Source organism: Streptomyces sp. CB02058 (assembly GCF_001905505.1).
GTDB lineage: Bacteria > Actinomycetota > Actinomycetes > Streptomycetales > Streptomycetaceae > Streptomyces.
In genome coordinates, this window is record NZ_LIPG01000002.1 from 86,968 (window position 1) to 106,005 (window position 19,038).

The 19,038-nt window shown below is 70.2% G+C and carries 16 protein-coding genes and 1 tRNA gene; 15 read left to right on the top strand and 2 right to left on the bottom strand.

Features of this window, described 5'->3' with window-relative positions:
• From AMK10_RS07610 to AMK10_RS07640, 7 genes are all read left to right on the top strand, one after another.
• The gene (locus tag AMK10_RS07610; RefSeq protein ID WP_073746267.1) at positions 1–972 is read left to right on the top strand and encodes a carbohydrate ABC transporter permease; all 972 of its coding nucleotides are present in this window, start codon (positions 1–3) and stop codon (positions 970–972) included.
• Complete coding sequence (locus AMK10_RS07615; protein ID WP_073746269.1) at positions 969–1,817, top strand: carbohydrate ABC transporter permease; 849 nt, start codon at positions 969–971, stop codon at positions 1,815–1,817. Before AMK10_RS07610 ends, AMK10_RS07615 begins: the two co-directional genes overlap by 4 nt.
• 1 nt (position 1,818) lies before the next feature.
• Complete coding sequence (locus AMK10_RS07620) at positions 1,819–3,450, top strand: beta-N-acetylhexosaminidase (RefSeq protein ID WP_073746271.1); 1,632 nt, start codon at positions 1,819–1,821, stop codon at positions 3,448–3,450.
• Between the two features lie 249 nt (positions 3,451–3,699).
• On the top strand, positions 3,700–4,596 hold the full coding sequence (locus AMK10_RS07625) for an FAD binding domain-containing protein (RefSeq protein ID WP_073746273.1): 897 nt from the start codon (positions 3,700–3,702) through the stop codon (positions 4,594–4,596).
• On the top strand, positions 4,593–6,266 hold the full coding sequence (locus AMK10_RS07630; protein ID WP_073746275.1) for a 2Fe-2S iron-sulfur cluster-binding protein: 1,674 nt from the start codon (positions 4,593–4,595) through the stop codon (positions 6,264–6,266). Before AMK10_RS07625 ends, AMK10_RS07630 begins: the two co-directional genes overlap by 4 nt.
• A 79-nt stretch (positions 6,267–6,345) precedes the next feature.
• Complete coding sequence (locus AMK10_RS07635) at positions 6,346–8,679, top strand: xanthine dehydrogenase family protein molybdopterin-binding subunit (RefSeq protein ID WP_073746277.1); 2,334 nt, start codon at positions 6,346–6,348, stop codon at positions 8,677–8,679.
• Positions 8,680–8,782: 103 nt separating this feature from the next.
• On the top strand, positions 8,783–9,295 hold the full coding sequence (locus AMK10_RS07640; protein WP_073746279.1) for a hypothetical protein: 513 nt from the start codon (positions 8,783–8,785) through the stop codon (positions 9,293–9,295).
• A 304-nt stretch (positions 9,296–9,599) separates the two neighbouring features.
• Here the strand turns inward: AMK10_RS07640 and AMK10_RS36525 are convergent, their stop codons facing one another.
• Entirely contained in the window at positions 9,600–9,902 is a 303-nt protein-coding gene (locus AMK10_RS36525) for a hypothetical protein (protein ID WP_079180645.1), read from the bottom strand.
• 961 nt (positions 9,903–10,863) lie between these two features.
• On the opposite strand from AMK10_RS36525, the gene mycP reads away from it, so the two are divergent.
• From mycP to AMK10_RS07670, 5 genes are all read left to right on the top strand, one after another.
• Complete coding sequence (gene mycP, locus AMK10_RS07650; protein ID WP_073746283.1) at positions 10,864–12,234, top strand: type VII secretion-associated serine protease mycosin; 1,371 nt, start codon at positions 10,864–10,866, stop codon at positions 12,232–12,234.
• Positions 12,235–12,369: 135 nt separating this feature from the next.
• The gene (locus tag AMK10_RS07655; RefSeq protein ID WP_073746285.1) at positions 12,370–12,798 is read left to right on the top strand and encodes a hypothetical protein; all 429 of its coding nucleotides are present in this window, start codon (positions 12,370–12,372) and stop codon (positions 12,796–12,798) included.
• A gap of 17 nt (positions 12,799–12,815) precedes the next feature.
• Positions 12,816–15,164 carry a hypothetical protein gene (locus AMK10_RS07660; RefSeq protein ID WP_073746289.1) on the top strand — a complete coding sequence of 783 codons (2,349 nt, stop codon included), beginning with the start codon at positions 12,816–12,818 and terminating at the stop codon, positions 15,162–15,164.
• Positions 15,165–15,189: 25 nt separating this feature from the next.
• Positions 15,190–15,873 carry a hypothetical protein gene (locus AMK10_RS07665; RefSeq protein WP_241839498.1) on the top strand — a complete coding sequence of 228 codons (684 nt, stop codon included), beginning with the start codon at positions 15,190–15,192 and terminating at the stop codon, positions 15,871–15,873.
• A 276-nt stretch (positions 15,874–16,149) separates the two neighbouring features.
• The gene (locus AMK10_RS07670) at positions 16,150–16,557 is read left to right on the top strand and encodes a hypothetical protein (RefSeq protein ID WP_073746291.1); all 408 of its coding nucleotides are present in this window, start codon (positions 16,150–16,152) and stop codon (positions 16,555–16,557) included.
• A gap of 82 nt (positions 16,558–16,639) precedes the next feature.
• Here AMK10_RS07670 and AMK10_RS07675 read toward each other — a convergent pair.
• A tRNA-Cys gene (locus tag AMK10_RS07675) sits at positions 16,640–16,714 on the bottom strand.
• A 199-nt stretch (positions 16,715–16,913) separates the two neighbouring features.
• On the opposite strand from AMK10_RS07675, the gene AMK10_RS07680 reads away from it, so the two are divergent.
• From AMK10_RS07680 to AMK10_RS07690, 3 genes are read left to right on the top strand one after another with little or no spacing between them, the layout of a single operon-like run.
• A complete protein-coding gene (locus AMK10_RS07680; RefSeq protein ID WP_073746293.1) occupies positions 16,914–18,380 on the top strand; it encodes an MFS transporter in 1,467 nt (488 codons plus the stop codon).
• Positions 18,381–18,412: 32 nt separating this feature from the next.
• A complete protein-coding gene (locus tag AMK10_RS07685; protein WP_073746295.1) occupies positions 18,413–18,610 on the top strand; it encodes an Arc family DNA-binding protein in 198 nt (65 codons plus the stop codon).
• Complete coding sequence (locus tag AMK10_RS07690; protein ID WP_073746297.1) at positions 18,610–18,978, top strand: type II toxin-antitoxin system death-on-curing family toxin; 369 nt, start codon at positions 18,610–18,612, stop codon at positions 18,976–18,978. Before AMK10_RS07685 ends, AMK10_RS07690 begins: the two co-directional genes overlap by 1 nt.
• Positions 18,979–19,038 lie beyond the last annotated feature (60 nt).

Here is a 19,038-nt window from a genome sequence, read left to right on the forward strand (position 1 = left end):
ATGACCACGGACACCACACTCCACAAGGCCCCCGAAAGGCCCGGGGCGAGCGGGACGACCGCCCGCGCGCCCCGGCGCCGCCCGGCATCACCCGCGCGGCGCTCCGGCTGGACCCCCTGGCTCTATCTGCTGCCCGCGCTCGCCCTGCTCGGCGGACTCCTCGTCTACCCGATCTACCAGCTGGGCCTGATCTCCTTCCTGGAGTACACCCAGGCGCAGGTCAGCGGTGGGGAACCGACCACCTTCCAGGGCTTCGGCAACTACGCCACGCTCTTCGGCGACGGCCAGTTCTGGCAGGTGCTGCTGGCCACCGTGCTCTTCGCCGCGGCCTGCGTGGTCACCACCCTGTTCACCGGCTGCGCCCTGGCCGTCCTGCTGACCAGGATCCGTGCCCTGCCCCGGCTCGCGCTCATGCTGGCCGCGCTGGGAGCCTGGGCGACCCCGGCGATCACCGGCTCCACCGTCTGGGTCTTCCTCTTCGACCCGGACTTCGGCCCGGTCAACAAGGTGCTGGGGCTCGGCGACTTCTCCTGGACCTACGGGCGCTACAGCGCCTTCGCCCTGGTGCTCCTCGAAGTGCTCTGGTGCTCGTTCCCGTTCGTGATGGTGACCGTCTACGCGGGCATCCGGGCCATCCCCGCCGAGGTGCTGGAGGCGGCGTCGCTGGACGGAGCCTCGCAGTGGCGGATCTGGCGCTCGGTCATGGCCCCGATGCTGCGGCCGATCCTGGTCGTCGTCACCATCCAGTCGGTCATCTGGGACTTCAAGGTCTTCACCCAGATCTACGTCATGACCAACGGCGGCGGCATCGCCGGCCAGAACCTCGTGCTCAACGTGTACGCGTACCAGAAGGCGTTCGCGTCCTCGCAGTACAGCCTCGGGTCGGCGATCGGCGTCGTGATGCTGGTGATCCTGCTCGCCGTCACGCTGGTCTATCTGCGCCTCGTACGGCGCCAGGGGGAGGAACTGTGAGCGCACGCACGCTTCTGCGCGTCCGCCGGCCGGGGAGGCTGGCGGCGGAGGCCGCGGCCCTGCTCATCGCCGTCGTCGTCGCCTTCCCGCTGTACTGGATGGTGCTCTCCGCCTTCAAGCCGGCGGGGGAGATCCAGTCCACCGAGGCGCGCCCCTGGACCCTCGCCCCTTCCCTCGACTCGTTCCGCAGGGTCTTCGAACAGCAGGAATTCGGCCGCTACTTCCTCAACAGCCTGATCGTCGCCGGGACCGTCGTCATCGCCTCCGCGCTGATCGCCTTCCTCGCCGCGACGGCCGTCACCCGATTCCGCTTCAAGTTCCGCACGACCCTGCTCATCATGTTTCTCGTGGCGCAGATGGTGCCGGTCGAGGCGCTGACCATCCCGCTGTTCTTCCTGATGCGGGACTTCGGCCAGCTGAACACCCTGGGATCGCTGATCCTGCCGCACCTCGCCTTCTCGCTGCCTTTCGCGATCTGGATGCTGCGCGGCTTCGTGAAGGCCGTTCCGGACGCACTGGAGGAGGCCGCCTACATCGACGGGGCGAGCCGCACCCGCTTCCTCTGGCAGATCCTCTTCCCGCTGGTCTTCCCCGGCCTCGTGGCGACGAGTGTCTTCTCCTTCATCTCGACCTGGAACGACTTCCTGTTCGCGAAATCGTTCATCATCAGCGACACCTCCCAGTCGACGCTTCCCATGGCGCTGCTGGTCTTCTTCAAACCCGACGAGAACGACTGGGGAGGGATCATGGCGGCCTCGACGGTGATGACCATTCCCGTACTGGTCTTCTTCGTCCTCGTACAGCGGCGCCTGGTCTCCGGACTCGGCGGAGCGGTAAAGGACTGACATGCACGAACTGATTCCGGCCCCCCTGCACACCGGTGACCCCGGACGGTGCGGGTTCGTCCTGGACGCCGCCACCACGCTCACCGCAGGCCCCGGCACCGAGGGCACGGAGCGCTGGCTGCGCACCACCCTCCAGGCCGCCCTCGGGCTGCCGCTCGCCCCCGGGACGGGCGAGGGCGGGAACACCGTCGAGCTGCGTATCGATCCCTCCCTGGAGCCGGAGGGATACCGGCTGGGCGTGTCGCCCACCTGGGGCGTGCGCATCACCGGAGGGAGCGCGGCCGGGGTGTTCTGGGGCGCGCAGACCCTGCGTCAGCTCCTGGGGCCCGAGGCCTTCCGCCGTGCGCCCGTCAGCCCCGGCACGCAGCGGGGCATCCCGTACACGGAGATCGAGGACGGCCCCCGCTTCGGCTGGCGCGGGCTGATGCTCGACGTGGCACGGCACTTCATGCCCAAGGACGACGTGCTGCGCATGCTCGATCTGCTGGCGGCCCACAAACTGAACGTCTTCCACTTCCACCTCACCGACGACCAGGGGTGGCGCGTCGAGATCAAGCGCCACCCCCGGCTCACGGAGACGGGAGCCTGGCGCGCACGCACCAAATACGGCCACCGCGCCTCGGAACTGTGGGACGAGACACCGCACGGCGGCTTCTACACCCAGGACGACATCCGCGAAATCGTGGCGTACGCCGCCGAGCGGCATATCCGCGTCGTCCCCGAAATCGACATCCCGGGCCACTCGCAGGCAGCCATCAGCGCGTATCCGGAGCTGGGCAACACCGATGTCATCGACACCTCCGCGCTTTCCGTGTGGGACACCTGGGGGGTCAACCCGAACGTACTCGCCCCCACTGACAACACCCTGCGCTTCTTCGAAGGGGTCTTCGAGGAACTGCTCGACCTGTTCCCCGCCGACGTGTCGCCGTTCATCCATATCGGGGGCGACGAATGCCCGAAGGACCAGTGGAAGGCGTCGCCGACGGCACAGGCCCGCATGACCGAACTCGGCCTGGCCGACGAGGACGAACTCCAGTCCTGGTTCATCCGGCACTTCGACCGCTGGCTCACCGGCCGGGGACGCCGCCTCATCGGCTGGGACGAGATCCTGGAGGGCGGCCTCGCCGAGGGAGCGGCCGTGACGTCCTGGCGCGGGTACGCGGGCGGGATCGCCGCCGCCGAGGCCGGTCACGACGTCGTGATGTGCCCCCTGCAGCAGGTGTACCTGGACTACCGTCAGGACGGCGGCCCCGACGAGCCGATGCCCATCGGCTACGTCCGCACCCTGGAGGACGTCTACCGCTTCGAGCCCCTGCCCCCGGGCCTCTCGGAGGAGGCGGCCCGGCACGTCATGGGCACCCAGGCCAACGTCTGGACCGAGGTCATGCAGAACAGGGCCCGCGTCGACTACCAGGTCTTCCCGAGGCTCGCCGCCTTCGCCGAGGTCGCGTGGTCCTGCCTCCCGGCCTCCGGCGAGCGGGACTTCGCCGACTTCGAACGGCGGATGAACACGCACTACGCCCGGCTCGACGCCCTCGGGGTGGACTACCGTCCGCCGACGGGACCGCGTCCGTGGCAACGGCGGCCGGGCGTCCAGGGTCGCCCGATCGAGGGACCGCCCCCGGCCGTGTGACTTCCGTCCCACGCCCGGACCGGGGGAAGAGAATAAGTCGTACGAACTCGCTGAAGAGTGGCATTTCGTGCGCCGGGCCGAAGCTCTGGCAAAGCTGACTTTTCCCCTGGTCGGGGACGGAAACACCCTTCGCGGACCCTCGCGTCGCAGCGCCCGGAAGATGTGCCAGAGTTGCCACGTCCCGGCCGTGAGCACGTACCGTACGGCGGACAGGCGGGACTGCCGGGACACCGGGAAGGGGCAGCTGGGTTGACCACGCACGCACCGCAGGCGATGCGGTCGGTAACGCTGCCGGCCTCGCTCGACGAGGCCGTGGCGGCTCTCGGCGCCATGCCCGCCGCCGTTCCCGTGGCCGGCGGCACGGACCTCATGGCGGCCGTCAACAAGGGCCTCCTGCGGCCCTCGGGGCTGGTCGGCCTGAGCCGGATCAGCGAGCTGCGCGGCTGGCACTACCAGGACGGCCACGCCCTGCTCGGCGCCGGTCTCACCCACGCGCGCATGGGACGGCCCGACTTCGCCGCCCTCATCCCCGCGCTCGCCGCGTCCGCGCGCGCCGCGGGACCGCCCCAGATCCGTAACGCCGGGACGCTCGGCGGCAACATCGCCTCCGCCGCGCCGACCGGCGACGCCCTGCCGGTGCTGGCGGCCCTGGAGGCCGAGCTCGTCATCGCGGGCCCCGGGGGCGCACGTCGCGAGATGCCCGTCTCGCACCTGCTGGCCGGGCGCGAGATGCTCGAACCCGCCGAGCTGATCGGCTTCGTCCGGGTGCCGCTGCTGCACGCCCCCCAGGTCTTCCTGAAGGCGACCGGGCGCACCGGCCCCGGCCGCGCCACCGCCTCCGTCGCGATCGTCCTGGACCCGGCCCGGCGCGGGGTGCGCTGCGCGGTCGGCGCGATCGCACCGATGCCCCTGCGGCCCCTGGAGGCCGAACGCTGGATCGCCTCCCTGATCTACTGGGACGGCGAACGGGGCCTGGCCCCCGACGCGCTGGCGGCCTTCGGCGAGTACGTCGCGGCTGCCTGCATCCCGGACCAGGCACCACCGGACGACGGGGGAGAGGCACCTCCGCTGTCGCCCGCAGTCCTGCACCTGCGGCGCACGGTCGCCGCGCTCGCCCGACGCGCACTGGGGAGGGCACTGTCGTGAGTAATGAAGAGAACCCCGAGCAGCAGCACGGGCAGCCCGACCCGTACGCGGGCTGGCAGCCGACCCCGCAGGGCGGTGAGTACGACGCCGAGGCGACCGCCTTCGTCCACCTGCCCCCGGAGGACCTCGCCAACCTGGGGAACGACCCGCTGGCCGCGCCCGGCCAGGGCTACGTACCGCCGATGATCCTGCCGCTGACCCCGGCGGCGGGCCTCGACCCCGCGGCGACGGGCAGCTGGGTCTTGCAGACCCAGAGCCAGCAGGAGCGCGCGGCCGGCCACTCCACGAGCGCGGAGCCCGCGCCGGACGCGGTGCACTGGCCCGACCCGAACCAGCAGCCCGAGCCGTACCAGCAGCCGTATCCGGACACCTCCCAGTACGGCCCGACCTCCTCGGCCACGGCCCAGTGGAACTTCACCGAGGCGCTGCCCCAGGCCGAGCCCGAGCCCGAGCCGGTCCCCGAGCCCGCCGGGCACACCGGTCAGTGGACGATCCCGGTGGCGGACGGCGACCTCCCGGACGAATCGGGCGAGTTCGCCGCCTCGGCGCTCGCCTCCCCCTGGTACGCCGACTCCGCCCCCGCCACCCTGCCGGGCGGCGCGCCCGCGCCGTGGGCGACGCAGGCCCCGGAGCCCGCCCCGGAGCCCGTCGGCATCGAGACCCCGGAGTCCTCCGGCTTCGAGTCCCCGGAGCCCGTCGGCTTCGAGTCCCCGGAGTCCTCCGGCTTCGAGGCCCCTGCGGACGACTCCCTGCCCGGACACCCGGAGACCCCGGAGGCCGTGGAGGCGGTGGAGTCCCCCGGGGCGCCCGAGGCCCCCGCTGCCGCTGATGCGCCGCAGGCCCATGAGCCCCTGGACGTCCAGGACGCCCCGGAGGCCGCCGGTGAGCCGGAGGCCGCCGAGCCGACGGAGGCACCGTCCGCCGAAGCCCCCGCATCCGAGGACGCACCCGCCGCCGGGACGGCCGGACCCGGACCCGCCGCCGAGCAGGACCCCGAGGCCGCTCCCGAGGCCGAGCCGGCTCCCGCGTCCCCCGGCGAGGCCGAGGCCGTCGCCCCCCTGGACGTACCCAGCCAGCACCCCTCGGCCTCGTACGTCCTCCATGTGAACGGCGCCGACCGCCCCGTCAGCGACGCCTGGATCGGCGAGTCCCTGCTGTACGTGCTCCGCGAGCGCCTCGGCCTCGCCGGCGCCAAGGACGGCTGCTCCCAGGGTGAGTGCGGCGCCTGCAACGTCCAGGTCGACGGCCGTCTCGTGGCGTCCTGCCTGGTCCCCGCGGCCACGACGGCGGGCAGCGAGGTCCGTACCGTCGAGGGCCTCGCGGTGGACGGCGAACCCTCCGACGTCCAGCGGGCGCTGGCCGAGTGCGGGGCCGTCCAGTGCGGCTTCTGCATCCCGGGGATGGCCATGACCGTCCACGACCTCCTGGAGGGCAACCACGCCCCCAGCGAGCTGGAGACGCGCCAGGCCCTCTGCGGGAACCTCTGCCGGTGTTCCGGCTACAGGGGCGTGCTCGACGCCGTACGCGAGGTCGTCGCCGGCCGGGAGGCGACCGCCGAGGCGGCGGCGGAGACCGCGGCCACCGCGTCGGAGGAGCCCGAACCGCGCATCCCGCACCAGGCCGCGCCCGGAGCGGGCGGCGTCCAGGCACACGAGGGAGACGTCCGGTGAGCACCGCGCCGTCTCCCGCACGACCGGTCACCCCCGCCAACAGCCGCCGCCGCAGCGGAGCGAACGACAAGGAGGCGGCGTGACCAGCGACGCAGCCACCGCGACCAGCACCCCGCGCACCAACCCGCAGCCCGAGGGCACCGAGCCGGACCAGGAGGCGCCCGCACTCGGCCTGGGCACCTCGCTGCCGCCCGCCGACGCCCGCGCCAAGACCGAGGGCACGTTCCCCTACGCGGCCGACCTGTGGGCCGAGGGACTGCTGTGGGCCGCGGTGCTGCGTTCCCCGCACCCGCACGCGCGCATCCTGTCGATCGACACCTCGGGTGCGAGCGGTATGCCGGGCGTGCGCGCGGTCGTCACGCACGAGGACATCCCCGGCGACGGCGCGTACGGCCGCAGGGTCGTCGACCGCCCGGTGTTCGCGTCCGACCTCGTGCGCCACCACGGCGAGGCGATCGCCGCCGTCGCCGCGGACCACCCCGACACCGCCCGGCTGGCCGCCGCGGCGATCACCGTCGAGTACGAGGTCCTCGAACCGGTCACCGACCCCGAGAAGGCCTTCGCCGCGGAGCCCCTGCACCCCGACGGCAACCTCATCCGCCACATCCCGCTGCGCTACGGCGACCCGGACACCGTGGGCGAGGTCATCGTCGAGGGGCTGTACCGCATCGGCCGCCAGGACCCTGCGCCGATCGGCGCCGAGGCCGGTCTCGCCGTGCCCCGCCCCGACGGCGGCGTCGAGCTCTACACGGCCTCCACCGACCCGCACACCGACCGTGATCTGGCCGCCGCCTGCTTCGGCCTGGACCCCGAGCGGGTCAAGGTCGTCGTGACCGGCGTCCCCGGGGCGACCGGCGACCGGGAGGACCCCGGGTTCCAGATCCCGCTGGGCCTGCTCGCCCTGCGGACCGGCTGCCCCGTGAAGCTCACCGCCACCCGCGAGGAGTCCTTCCTCGGCCACGCCCACCGCCACCCGACCCTGCTGCGCTACCGCCACCACGCGGACGCCGAGGGACGGCTGGTCAAGGTCGAGGCCCAGATCCTCCTGGACGCGGGTGCGTACGCCGACTCCTCGTCCGAATCGCTGGCCGCCGCCGTGGCCTTCGCCTGCGGCCCGTACGTCGTCCCGCACGCCTTCATCGAGGGCTGGGCGGTCCGTACGAACAACCCGCCCTCCGGCCATGTGCGCGGCGAGGGCGCGATGCAGGTCTGCGCGGCGTACGAGGGCCAGATGGACAAGCTGGCGGCGAAGCTGGGCATCGACCCGGTCGAGCTCCGGCTCCGCAACGCCCTCTCCACCGGCGACATCCTGCCCACCAGCCAGACCGTGACCTGCCCGGCCCCGGTCGCCGAACTCCTCCGCGAACTCAGCGACTTCCCGCTGCCCGCGCTCCCCAAGGACGCCCCCGAGGACGGCTGGCTGCTCCCGGGCGGCCCGGAGGGCGCGGGCGAGCCCGGCGCCGTACGCCGTGGTGTCGGCTACGCCGTCGGCATGGTCCACATGCTCGGCGCCGAGGGCGCGGACGAGGTCTCCACGGCCACGGTCCGGGTCCACGACGGCGTCGCCACCGTCATCTGCGCGGCCGTCGAGACCGGCCAGGGCTTCACCACGCTCGCCCGGCAGATCGTCCAGGAGACCCTGGGGGTCGAAGAGGTCCACGTCGCGGCGGTGGACACCGACCAGCCCCCGGCGGGCCCGGCGACGCACGGCCGCCACACCTGGGTCTCGGGCGGAGCGATCGAACGCGCGGCCAAGATGGTCCGCACGCAGCTCCTCCAGCCCCTGGCGCACAAGTTCGGCATGTCCACGGAGCTCCTCCAGATCGCGGACGGCAAGATCACCTCGTACGACGGTGTGCTGTCCACGACGGTCACGGAGGCGATGGACGGCAAGGAACTCTGGGCCACCGCCCAGTGCCGCCCGCACCCCACGGAGCCCCTGGACGAGTCCGGTCAGGGCGACGCCTTCGTCGGCCTCGCCTTCTGCGCGGTCCGCGCGGTGGTGGACGTCGACATCGAGCTCGGCTCGGTCCGGGTCGTCGAGATGGCCGTCGCCCAGGACGTCGGCCGGGTCCTGAACCCGTCCCAGCTGGCCACCCGTATCGAGGCGGGCGTCACGCAGGGCATCGGCGCGGCCCTCACGGAGAACCTCCGCACGGCCCGCGGCCTGATCCGGCACCCGGACCTCACGGGGTACGCACTTCCGACCTCCCTGGACGCTCCGGACATTCGCATCGTCAAACTGATCGAGGAACGGGACGTCGTCGCCCCCTTCGGCGCCAAGGCCGCCTCGGCGGTACCGGTGGTGACCTCACCGGCGGCGGTGGCCTCGGCGGTCCGCGCGGCGACCGGCCGCCCGGTCAACCGGCTCCCGATCCGCCCGCAGGCAGCGGTGGCCGTCGCGAAGTCATGACGTGTGATTCACGTTGCACCTGCAACCCGGGGGTGCGGGCTGTCACCAGTGCTGACTACAGTGATCCCTGAAGTCGTGGCCAGCCGGATACGGGGAGGGTGCTGTGCTGCCGAGTGATGGGGTCGGAGCGGCGCTGGGAGCGATCCCGGTCCTGGGAGTCGCCACGGCGGGTGCCGCCGTCGAACTGGCCACCGAACTGACGTCGTTCACCAAGTTCCGCAACCGGATCGACGAGATACTGGACGACCTCAAGACGTCGGCGGCGGGCCCCAAGAAGCTGGGCGAAGACCCTATGGTCCGCACCCAGTTCGGTGGCGGCGACAGCCAATGGGCCGAAGCCGCCAGCCTGTTCACGTCCTACCAGTCCGTGATCACGGAGCTGGAGTCGCTCTCCAAGTTGCTGTCGGACTCCATAGAGGGCATGAGCATCGCGGTCCTCGCGTCGCACAACGGCTACGAGAACCTGGACATCGACATCCGCCGCCGCATGCTCGCGATCTCGGACGAGGCGAAGAAGCACTACGGCGGTGAGTACGACCCGACGCAGCCGGCGAAGCAGCACGGGGACACGACGCCGCCCACGCCTTCGCCGGAGCCGAGCACCGGGACGATCTGATGGCGACGACGATCACTGGCACGGCGCGGGGATAGACGGGGGCTGGGATGGACCACAAGGATTCAGGGCAGGGGACGCCCTTCGACAGCATGTCCCACGAGACGATGCTGGCGTGGCTGGACAAGGCCAACAGCGGGGCGATCCAGGGCGCGTCGGACCGCCTGGTGAGCGCGGCAACGGAGATCCGCAAGATCGCGGAGGACCTGAAGGTCCGCCCCCAGATGGTCGAGTGGAAGGGCGAGGGCGCCGACGCCTTCCGCACCTGGAGCGCCGACCTGGCCAACGCGACGCTGCGCCTGGGCGACTACAGCGAGGGCGCCTCGAAGTGGCTGGCCCAGGCCTCGGACGCACTGGCCTCCGCCCAGGTCGCCATCCCGCGCACGGACGCGAGCGCCGAGGCGAACCTGGAGGCGGCCCAGGCCGCGCGGAACGACCCGGACGCGTCGGCGGTGCAGAAGAAGTCCCTGGAGACGCTGCTCGCCGCGAAGGAGTCGAACCGCCAGGAGGCGGCGGCGCAGATGCGGAGGCTGGCGCAGTCGTACTCGTTCTCGGCGTCGCAGATGGACGGCCTGGAGAAGCCGGTGTTTCCGCCGCCGCCGGGGGACATCGTTCCGCCTGAATCGGATCGACGCAGCCAGGAAGGCAGCATCAGCAGGGAGCCCGGCGGATTTCCCGGTGCGAGGGCCAGTGCGTCCAGCGATGGCTACAGCTCTGTGGTCGGCCCGCAGACGGAGGCTCCACGGGGCTCGGTCGCTCACTCGGTGAGTCCGGTGACAGCTGGCCTCTCGGGCGCAGCTCCCGTGGGTGCGCCTGTCGATATGGGGATTGATGCGGTTGCCACGCAGCCGAATACTCAGCCGGCGCCAGGCGTCACGCCCCCCAGTCCTGTGCTCGGCTCCAAGGCGGAACAGGTCACGCTTCCGACAACTGGCCTGGTCCCACCAACTCTGCAGGGGACTACCGGTCCACAGACGACGGGCGGCGGGCGCCCGGGCCCATTGGGCCGGCCGTCAGTCCCAGGGACAACGGGACCGCTTGGCTCGGGGCCCGCGACTCGACCTCCCGCGAATAACGGAATTACCGGAGGCCGTCCGGTTGCGCAAAACCTCGGCCGCCCCACTGGCAGCATTCCCAGGGGCACGGTGATCGGTTCAGAGAACGCTCAGGGCCGTGCCGGGGCCATGGGGCGCGGAGCCATGAGTCATGGCCCCGGTATGGGCGGGGCTCCCGGGGGATCGAACGGCATCACTGGTGGTCGTCGATTGGCGAGTGAGCCAGGTGGAGTTGTCGGTCGAGCCCAGCAGGGTGGACGAGTGGCCGGGCGGCCCTTCACGCCTGGTGGCGCAGGTTTGGTCAGGGCAAATGGCCCAGCCGAGGGTGCGCGGGGTATGGCTGGCCGAGGGGGAGTACCGACGAGGCGGGACCCTCAATCGCGGGACTCACGGCGTGACGAAGGTGGGGAGCGGCCGGACTACCTCGTCGAGGACGAGGAGACCTGGCAGCAGAACAACCGACGGGTTGTACCCCCGGTTGTCGACTAACCCGTAGGAATTCGGCTAAGGAATCCCATGCATACCAGCAGTATCGGCAGCAACTCAGCGGTAAATGGACGCCGAGGCCTAGCGCTCTCCGTGCTGTTGGGGCTGCTGCTGGTGGGCACCCCGGTCGCCTCGGCAGTAGCGGACTCGGTGCGGTCCAAGCAGTGGCACCTCGATGCCATGAAGGCTGAAGAGATGTGGAAAACGAGCACCGGAAGCGGGGTGACGGTCGCTGTCATCGATTCCGGCGTCGAGGCAACCAACCAAGATCTCGTAGGCCAGGTGCTGGACGGCAAGAATCTGGCGGCAGGGTCGCCTGGCGACGAACACTCGGATTACAACGGGCACGGAACTGCGATGGCTGGACTCATCGCGGGAACTGGGAAGAGTGGCGGTGGGGACGGAGCGTTCGGCCTGGCCCCTGGTGTGAAGATTCTTCCGGTTCGACTGTCCGACTCGACCAAAGCCGCGAACCAGGCGGCGGCCGACAAGAAGTTCAACGAGGAGATTCCCGCCGCCATCAGATACGCGGTTGATGCGGGGGCCAGCGTCATCAACATCTCCTTGGGCCATGCGACCGAATCGGCCGGTCTTGCTGAAGCTGTTAGGTACGCGCTCGACAAGGATGCTCTGATCTTCGCTGCTGTCGGGAATACCGGGGATGGCGCGAACCTCGTTGAATATCCAGCTGGAACGCCGGGAGTGGTGGGCGTCGGAGCGATCGGCGAGGACCTGCGGAAGACGGGCGAGTCGCAGTACGGGCCGCAGGTGGACCTCACTGCCCCAGGTGAGGACTTGGTTTATGCGTGCGCCGGCGAAACTGGTCTGTGCGAGGGGCACGGATCCAGCGATGCGTCCGCCCTCGCCTCCGCCTCCGCCGCCCTCATCTGGTCCAAGCACCCGGACTGGACCAACAACCAGGTCCTCCGCGTTCTCCTGAACACGGCGGGCGGGCCGACGACCGGGGAGGAGCGGGCGGACGACATCGGTTACGGCATCGTCCGGCCGCGCATCGCCCTGACGACCCCCGGCGACCCCGGCCCCGCCGACGAATACCCGCTCCCCGACCTTGCCGCAGCCGCCTCGCCCGCTCCCTCCGCCGAGCCCTCCAAGGCGGCGGCCGGCGCGGAGAAGGGCGACGAGCCGGCCGCCGCAGCCCCGGCCGCTGACGACGAGGGCGGCAACGCCGCGCTCTGGATCGGCCTGGGCATCGGCGCGGTGGTCGTCCTCGGCGTGGTGGCGGCGATCATCCGCTCCCGCCGTCGCACGGCGCCCCCGGCAGCCCCCACGGCCGCCCCGTACGCGTACCAGCAGCCCCAGCCGCCTCACCACCCCGCCTACGGTCCGCCTCAGGGCCCCAACGGGCCCTACGGCGGCCCGCCTCAGGGCCCCGGCGCCTGAGGCCACGCGGGTCCGACCGTTCCGGACCACCCGGCGCCCGGTGTGTGTGACTGGATTTCGAACAGCTAGCGTGTGCGTCGCTGAAGCCGTAGCGGTGGCTTCAGACGGCCACCGGAAACGACCACGGGGGAAATCATGTCGTTCGACGCTGAATGGGCGGCTCTTCGGGCGGAATCGTCGCAGCGGGTCGATATGCGGCTCAACAGCCTCCCCGCCGAGGGCGGCAGCGGGCCCGCGAACGCCGATCTGGCGGTCAACCAGGACAACCTGGGGGCCATCGGGCACGATGCCTACGAGGTGCGCACCCGATTGTCGAAGGACGGTGACCACGCCCGTCCGACGACCTTCGACGCCGCGATCGCGCTCACCAACGGGAACTTCACCAGCGGGTCCGCGCTGATGAAGGTGCACGACCGCTGGCAGACGCACATGAAGACGCTGCTCGACGCCTGTGCGCAGATTTCCAACCACCTCAATTACACGAAATCCGCCCACTCCAAGGACGACGTGCAGATCGGTGGCGATCTCATCTCCGTATCCAAGCTCAACGACTATCTGAAGTAAGGCCCGGGGGAAGCGGAATGCTGAAGTTCGAAGACATAGTCGATGCTCCCGTCGCCAAACTGAAGACGGCCGCCGACGACTGGTCGGAGATGGTCACCAAGCTCGACCGGCTGGCCGACGACGCCAACGACGGCATGAAGGTCAAGGCGGACAAGGCCGAGTGGGAAGGCGCGAACGCCGGGGTCACCAAGGGGTTCATAGCCAAGACGGCCAAGGAGTTCAAGGACGCCGCGGCCGAGGCGAAGGGCGTCCAGGCGATTCTCGAGGAAGCCCATACGGCCATCAAGAAGGCCAAGGACGACCTCGTGAACATCCGGGACCACGAGGGACCGGCGGCCGGTATGCACATCGACGCCAAGGGCAAGGTCACCGCGCGCCACCCCGTGGAGGACATTCCGCCCTCGCAGCGCGCTCACGACCCCGACTATCCGGAGCTCGCACGCCAGCAGAAGGCGAACATCGCGTCCTGGCAGAAGAAGATCGACAGCATTGTCGAGACCTGCAACGACACGGACGAGACCTTCAAGCTCACCCTTGAGGCCAACGTCACCGAGGGCAAGGACTTCAGCGCCCCGAAGTACACGAAGATGGACCAGGAGGAGGCCGCCCGGGCCGCCGCTCTGGCCGCCAAGGGCCGCGACATCACGCACACCGAGCTCCAGGCGCTCAACGAACTGCTGCACGACAACAGCAAGTCGGTCGAGTTCTCCAAGAACTTCTACGAGAAGCTCGGCCCGGAGAAGTCGCTCGCGTTCTTCGGGCAGCTCTCCACGGACACGTACAACTACGGCAAGGTCGACAAGGAGCGCCTCAAGGACGTCCAGGATCTCCAGAAGAACCTGGGCCTCAATCTGGCCACCGCGTCCCACGACAAGGAATTCAGCGAGAAGTGGGGCCCCGAGCTCCGCAAGATGGGTACGGAACGTATCCCGCTCGCCAAGCACGACTACAACGGGCCGTACGGATACCAGCTGCTCGGCGGGATCATGCGGTACGGGAACTATGACAAGTCGTTCCTCAACCCGATCGCCGAGCACGTGGCGCAGCTGCACCAGAAGGACCCGTACATGTTCGCCGACAACAAGGTGGTGAACAGCCCGTTCAAGAACCCGTTCAACCCCTCGGGCGTCAACGGTGCGGGATACGACCCGACTACCGCCATGCTGGAGGCGCTCGGCAACAGCCCGGACGCGGCCAAGCACTTCTTCAACGACGACCCGACCGCGTACAACGAGGACGGCACCGTCAACCGGAGTGCTACGGCTGATCTGGGCAAGGACAAGGACGGGCTGGAGATAAAGAACTACCTCGACTTCTTCGGCAACGAGAAGTGGGAGTCGTTCGGAGACGTCAACTCGCTCGACGAGGATGAGCTCAAAGCCTCCCTCAACCACATGCCCGACGCGCTGGGCCACGCGCTGGAGTCGGCCACGCTCGGCTACCCGGCCGGGCACCCGGACGCCACTGTGGTGCGGGACGACGACAACGCCGCGGTCATGCAGCAGGTCATGGAGAAGTACGGGGCGGACGCCGGGCTGCTCAAGCAGCAGGAGGCGATGTCCGACAGCCTGGGCACCATGGGCGCCGGCTACATCGACGACATCAACTGGGCGCTGGACAAGGGCGACCCGTACAGCGTGTTCGCCCCCAAGGACTCCGACGGCCACATCCAGTTCCCGGACGACGAGGAGGGCAGGAGCATCACTCGCGGCTTCCTCAGCGCCCTCGGTCAGCACCCGGACGCCTATGCGACGGTCTCGGCCGCGGAAGAGGTGTACACGCGGAGTGTGCTGGGCAACCAGGTCGACGCCGACGGGGTGATCGACAAGGGCGGGGCCCGATCGGCCGTGCACGTCGGTGCGGAGGTCCAGGGCATGCTCGACCAGTCCAGGGCCGACCAGGTCCAGGCCGACAACATGAAGAGCCACGAGGACTACGAGAAGGCCGTCGCCAAGCGCTCCGGATGGGTGGAGTTCGGTGCTGCGGCGGGTATCGCCGCGGGCGTCGCCTTCCTGCCTGCCACCGCGGCGGTCGGGACGGCGGCCGTGCTCATCCCCCTGGCCACCGACACGGCCAGCGGTGGGCTGGAGCAGCTCGCGGGACAGTTCATCGGTGACATCTCGGACAACTCGGTCGACGCGAGCAAGGAGAAGGCCGAGGAGCTGACCAGGGAGGAATGGAACAAGATCTACCGGGCCGGCGAGTCCACGGCCGAAGCGCCCATGGAGGACTTCCTCGGCCGCAACACCGGGGACTCGAAGGAGGACCGGGAGTTCCGACAGGACATGAAGGAGTCCATGAGGAACGGTTACTCGACCGGTAACCAGCGGGAGAACCAGCAGGGCCAGGATCCGGAAACGGGCTGACGAGAACATGGGTATCGACGGAGGGATGAAGATCGTGGGTCTGGCACGGGCAGGGCGCCTGGCAGCCGCCGTCGGCCTGGTCATGGCCGCGGGGGCGGGCCTGGCGGCGTGCGGCTCGGACGCGGAGGCGGACAAGGGCGCCGAGGAAACCTTCGTGGGGGCCGGCAAGGTCTGCGGCGGCCTGTTCGGTGCGTCCCTGGCGAAGAAGGTCGAGGCGGTCACGGCGGATTCGGAGTTCTTCGCCAGTGGCACCAGCGGCCGGGACAAGGTCGTCGAGGCGCTGACGGACGGATACGAGTCCGGGCGTAGCTGGGCCACGGGGGCGGCCCTGTGCGAGCTCAGCCCCAAGGGCGGCGGAGCCGGCGACGGAGCGAAGATCAAGTTTTCGATGTACGCCCCGCAGGACGTGAAGGACCCGAGGGCCGACGCCGGCACGGTGTTCTACACGATGGGCAAGAGGTCCGAGGCGAGGGCCACCGGAGCCTCGCTCTACCTCGAGTGCGTCAGCCCGCAGCTCAAGGGCTCGGAGGCGCAGCCGCTGCGCATCTACGGGAGCTTCACGGTGGGGGAGAGCGACGCCCCGGACACGCCCGAGACCCGTGACGCCAATCTGGAGATCCTTCACACCGGGGCTCTCTCCGTGGTGAAGGAACTCGGCTGCGAGAACAACGCGGGGCTGCCCGAGTCCCCCGATCTCACGCCGAAGTAGATGCTTCGCGAGGTCGGATCGTGACCCTGCGCTCGGGCCCTGAGGCCTGGGGTTCGAGCGTCGCGTGTGGCTCCGCCACTCGTTCGTCGTGACCATGGGCACCGTGATGGCTGTGCGGCGTGACCGGCAGGGTCGCGATGCACAGCCGAGGGAGTGGTGCGGCCAGGGGCTTACCGCATCCACGGCCCGTCGCAGCACCGGCCCGGTGGATGCTCCCGTGATTCGCGGGATTCTGTGCCCGGACAAGCACGTTGGACAACCGATGGGGGACTTCTCATGCAATGGCCAGCCCGACAGGAATTCGACCGTTGGGCCGGACGGCAGCAGCGCTGGGGCGCCGGTCTGATGGCGGTGTCCGCAGCCCTGTTCCTCTGGTTGGGGTACTTGCTGCTGATCCCGTTTAGTGTGCATGACTTTCAGGATGAAATCGCTTGCGATGCCCCGGTGTTCTACGACAGCGAGAGCACGTCGTACAGCCAAGGCGCGGGAAAGCTGTGCAGCGCCGAGCGGGACTGGCCGGAACTCCTCGGAATCGGATTCCTTGCCGTGCCCCCCGCCGTCGCGGGTGCGGCGCTGTTCACGAGCGGGAGCGCACGCAAGCGGGCGAGTTCCCATGTCTTTCGGATCCTGGAGATCCAGGAGTCCGAGGAGCGAGCCCGGCAGAAGGCGCGGACAAAGTCCTGAGCGATCTGCCGGTGTTCGCCTCGTACGCAGAAAAGGCCGCCCCCGCACCATGGGGGCGGCCGTTCCCTTACGGGTCTTCCGCTGGAGGCCGTGACCGGATTCGAACCGGTGTAACTCGAGTTGCAGTCGAGCCCCTGAACCACTCGGGCACACGGCCGTGCGTTTCTTGATCTGCTGTCGACCGTACGGGCGGGGTGGGGCCGGTCTCAAGGGTGGCGGGGGCGCTGCAACGCGACTGCCATGCCGCGTTCACGTTCGCGGCCGGGCGGCACCCACGGTCGTACGACCAAGGGACGAGACCGATACCCGTCCCCCGACAGGGGTCACCTGCTGGTGCGGCCCTTACCCTGAGCCTCATGACCGCCCTGGAACCCCGTGACGCCGAGGTCACCGCTGCCCTGGTGGAGACCACCGCACCCGCCCCGATCGAAGGCGTGCTGGGGCGTACGTACCGGGCGCTGAGCATCGGCATCGTCTCCGTCGTGCTGCTCATCGCCTTCGAGGCGACCGCCGTCGGTACGGCGATGCCGGTGGCCGCGCGTGAGCTGCACGGCATCCCGCTCTACGCCTTCGCCTTCTCCGCGTACTTCACGACCAGCCTCTTCGCGATGGTGCTCTCCGGGCAGTGGGCCGACCGGCGCGGGCCGCTCGCGCCGCTCGCCACCGGGATCGGGGCGTTCGGGGCCGGGCTGCTGCTCTCCGGTACGGCGGCCGGCATGTGGATCTTCATCCTGGGGCGGGCCGTCCAGGGAGTCGGCGGCGGGCTCGTGATCGTCGCGCTGTACGTGGTCATCGGGCGTGCCTACCCGGAGCGGATCAGGCCGAGCATCATGGCGGCGTTCTCGGCGGCCTGGATCGTGCCGTCCGTGGTCGGGCCGCTCGCCTCGGGGACCGTGACCGAGCACCTCGGGTGGCGCTGGGTCTTCGTCGGCATCCCGGTCCTCATCCTCCTGCCGCTCGGCCTCGCGCTGCCCGCGATACGGCGGATGGCGGGCGGTCCCACGGACGCCGAGGCGGCGGCTGAGCCGTTCGACCGGAGGCGCATCCGGCTCGCGCTCGGCATCTCGGCGGGTGCCGGGCTGCTCCAGTACGCGGGCCAGGAGCTGCGGTGGCTCTCGCTGGTGCCCGCCGTGGCGGGTGCCGCGCTGCTCGTGCCCGCCGTGCGCGGGCTGCTGCCCGCGGGGACCGTGCGGGCCGCGCGGGGGCTGCCCGCGGTGATCCTGCTGCGGGGGATGTCGGCCGGCTCGTTCATCGTCGCGGAGTCCTTCGTGCCGCTGATGCTCGTGACCCAGCGCGGGCTTTCCCCGACCCTGGCCGGCCTCTCCCTGGCCGCGGGCGGCCTGACCTGGGCGCTCGGCTCGTACGTCCTGGCCAGGCCCCGGCTGGAGCCGCACCGGGGCGTGCTCATGGTCGTGGGCATGGTGCTGGTGACGTTCGCGATAGTCGGCGCGCCGAGCGTGCTGATCGAGGCGGTGCCGGTGTGGACCCTCGCAGTGGTCTGGGGCTTCGGGTGCTTCGGCATGGGCATGGTAATCGCGTCGACGAGCGTGCTGCTGCTCAAGCTGTCGGCCCCGCAGGAGGCGGGTGCCAACTCGGCCGCCCTCCAGATCTCGGACGGTCTCTCCAACGCGCTGCTGCTCGCCGCGGGCGGTGCGGCGTTCGCCGCGCTCGGCGGCGGGGCCGTGGGCGCGGCGTCGCACGGGGCTGTGGGAAGCGGTACGGCCGCGGCGCACCCGGGGGCGTTCATGGTGGTGTTCCTGCCGATGGCGGCGGTGGCGCTGGTGGGGGTGTGGGTGGCCACACGTGTGCGGACAGACGCTTAGCACCGAGTGGTACCACGCGGTACCATTCGTCCATGGCTGGTCTGAATCTGCGGTTTACCGAGGAAGAGCTGGACGCCCTGCGTGCGCGCGCCGAGGCGGAGGGGCGAAGCATGCAGTCCTTCGCCCACGATGCGGTGATCACGGCCATAAACGAACACTCGCGCCTCTTCAACGAGGCAGCGGATCACGTGCTGAAGGTCAGTGAGGAGCTGAACCGGAGGCTGGCCTGATGCAGTACCTGACACTGCCCGAGCTGCTGAACCTCGCGGGACGGCTTGGGGCGGCCGAGGTTCGTGACTACGGTCTGCTCGACTCGGCACTGGCTCGCCCGCGGGCGAGCGTTTTCGGTCAGGACGCCTATCCGGACGTGTGGCAGAAGGCCGCAGCGCTCATGGAGTCGCTGGCGCGCAACCATGGGCTCGTCGACGGCAACAAACGCATCGCGTGGTACGCGACCTGGGTTTTCCTGCACATGAACGGTCACCCGCTCGATGCCGACTTCGACGTGGATGAGGCCGAGCGGTTCGTGCTGGACGTGTGCCAGGGAGCGCTGGAGATGTCCAAGATCGCGGAGCAGCTGCCCGGGTTCGCCAGGTGACTGCCTCTTGTGAAGAGGGTCTCAGCAGCCCCCGACGACGGCTCGTTCATACGGGGTTCG